The 2,352-nt window shown below is 59.7% G+C and carries 3 protein-coding genes; all 3 read left to right on the top strand.

The genetic code is table 11. From position 1 onward, the window contains the following. Positions 1 to 200 precede the first annotated feature (200 nt). Positions 201 to 653 (top strand): patatin-like phospholipase family protein, encoded by a 453-nt coding sequence (locus tag ACOCD2_RS16995; protein WP_293649828.1) that lies wholly within the window; start codon positions 201 to 203, stop codon positions 651 to 653. Positions 654 to 695: 42 nt separating this feature from the next. Further along, a complete protein-coding gene (locus ACOCD2_RS16990; protein ID WP_293674916.1) occupies positions 696 to 1,322 on the top strand; it encodes a hypothetical protein in 627 nt (208 codons plus the stop codon). After that, positions 1,315 to 2,352: hypothetical protein (locus tag ACOCD2_RS16985; protein ID WP_419625820.1), on the top strand; the 1,038-nt coding region annotated here is incomplete at its 3' end. The genes ACOCD2_RS16990 and ACOCD2_RS16985, both read left to right, overlap by 8 nt.

Raw genomic sequence — 2,352 nt, 5'->3', positions numbered from 1 at the left:
AAGTTGTTGCGTAGTGCTTGGTGACCAGGACGGCTGGGGCACCAATAGGTTGTCAAAGGCCGAGTCGATTTTGGGGACTGGGATGTCCCAAAATCTATCACGAGGCCGAAGACACACTTGACCGAACAGCAGGTGGTGATCGAGCAGCTGGAGCAGTACGTCTATTATTCCTGAGCGGCCTTTGGCCAGGGAGAAAGGAAATGTTGGGACTCGCTTTGTCCGGTGGCGGCTTCAGGGCCACACTGTTTCATATCGGTTCCTTGCAGCGTATCAACGAAGCCGGTCTGCTGGGCCGGATCGACGAATTCACCAGCGTATCCGGCGGTTCCATCATCGCCGCCCAGCTTGGGCTGCGCTGGCCGGAACTGGTATTCGGCGCTGACGGTATCGCGAAAAATTTCCACGAACTGATCGTCGAACCGTTGCGGCTGTTCTGCGGGCGGACTATCGATGTGGGCGTCATCCTCGGGGGCATCATCAGCCCTTTCAGGCATCCCAGTGATCTGCTGATCGGCAACTACCGGAAGCATTTGTACGGCGACAGCACGCTGCAGGATCTGCCGGCCCGAACCGGCGGGCCGCGTTTTACCCTCTATGCCACCAGTCTGCAGACCGGTGCGAGTGTCGTGTTCAGTCACGAATACCTCAGTTAGTATCATCTGGGCAGGCTGCCGGACCCCGATATTCCCCTGGCTGTGGCGGTGGCGGCTTCCAGCGCCTTTCCCCCGCCGTTGTGCCCGGTGAAGCTCCGGGTCGACCCCGATGCCTGGTCCAGGGGAAATATCTCGGATCTGCACGGCGACAGCTACCTGAGGGAAAATCTGTGGCTTGCCGATGGGGGCATATACGACAACCTGGGTCTGGAACGCCTGAACCGCCTGTGTGACAGGATACTGGTCAGCGATGCTGGCGCGCCTTTCAGCGTGGACAGAAAAGTCCGGCTGGCGCGCTTCAGCCAGCTTGCACGCACCAAGCGTACTCTGGATATCATGTCTGAACAGGTAAGGGCGTTACGCACCCGGGATCTCATCAGGCAGTTTGTCAGTGGAGAAAAAAGCGGTGCCTACTGGGGTATCGGTACGGTGATCAGTGATTTTCCGCTGGAGGAACGCGGGCTCGGCAGTGCCCTGATGGCCGACAGCGAAAAGACGCGCCGGATTGCCGCCATGCGTACCCGCCTGAACCGCTTCAGCGCCGAAGAACAGGAAGCGCTGATCAACTGGGGCTATGCCCAGGCGGACGCCGCGTTGCGAGCTAGATTCGACCCGTCCCTGGCTGCGCCTGAACGGCTCCCATACCCGGATGCGCAGGCCCATGGATGACTCTCTGGCCTTTTGCGATCAGTCCCTGATCGACAGCGGTAAGCCGGCCACCCATGCCGTCGTGATCGGTGTTGGCGCCTACCCCCATCTCAACGGCGGTGATCCCGCTGCACTGACGGATTTGCACGGTGGGCTGGGGCAGCTTTCCTCGCCCCCGGTATCCGCCCGAACCATCACGGACTGGCTGCTCGACAGTTTCAACAATCCCGACAAGCCACTGGCGAGTGTATCCCTGCTGGTTTCCGAAGAGGAAGGCGGGCAGGTTTATCACCATGACAGTCTGCAGCAGCCGTTTTCGGCGCCCGCGGTCACTTTCGGCAATGTGAAGCAGGCGGTCAGAAACTGGAAAAAGCGGAGTGATGTGAATGAAGAGAACCTGATGCTGTTTTTCTTCTGTGGACATGGTGTGGCGCGAGGGCTGGACGGTTTGACCCTGTTGCTGTCCGACTACGGGGAGTCCGAGGCAATGCCCATGGAGGGCGCGCTGGACTTTGCGGCGCTGCACCGCGGCATGTCCCAGTGCGCCGCTTCCAGCCAGTGCTATTTTGTCGATGCCTGCCGGGCAGTGTCCGATATCGCCACCCGAACCACGGCGACGGGTCAGACGATTATTCAGGACAGCATAGACCGCCCTTGGAGTTCGGACTGGAAGTTTTCCATCTTCTCGGGAGAACGCGCCTACGGGCGGAAGAACCGGCCCAGTATCTATACCGAAGAGCTGATCCGGGGGCTGAACGGCACGGGCAGCAACAACCGCAGCGCAGACGGCAGCTGGTGGGTGTACACAGGTGATCTGAGTATTGCACTGCATCATGGCCTTTCCCGGCACGGAAAGAAGATCAAGTCTCCCATGTCGGCCCAGGTGCACTTCCGGTTCCACAAGCTCAAGCGTGTCTTCGGCCTCGTGATAGATTTTGGGACATCCCAGTCCCCAAAATCGACTCGGCCTTTGACAACCTATTGGTGCCCCAGCCGTCCTGGTCACCAAGCACTACGCAACAACTTCGCAAGCTCGTTGCTGCTCCGTACT

It is taken from the genome of Thiolapillus sp., from assembly GCF_048562965.1.
Taxonomy (GTDB): Bacteria; Pseudomonadota; Gammaproteobacteria; order Chromatiales; family Chromatiaceae; genus Thiolapillus; species Thiolapillus brandeum_A.
The sequence above is the reverse complement of the archived record's forward strand: the minus strand, read 5'-3'. Positions and strand labels throughout refer to the sequence as shown.

Coding starts and splice junctions, on each gene's coding strand:
- ACOCD2_RS16995 (WP_293649828.1), top strand. CDS start 201: ATGTTGGGACTCGCTTTGTCCGGTGGCGGCTTCAGGGCCACACTGTTT.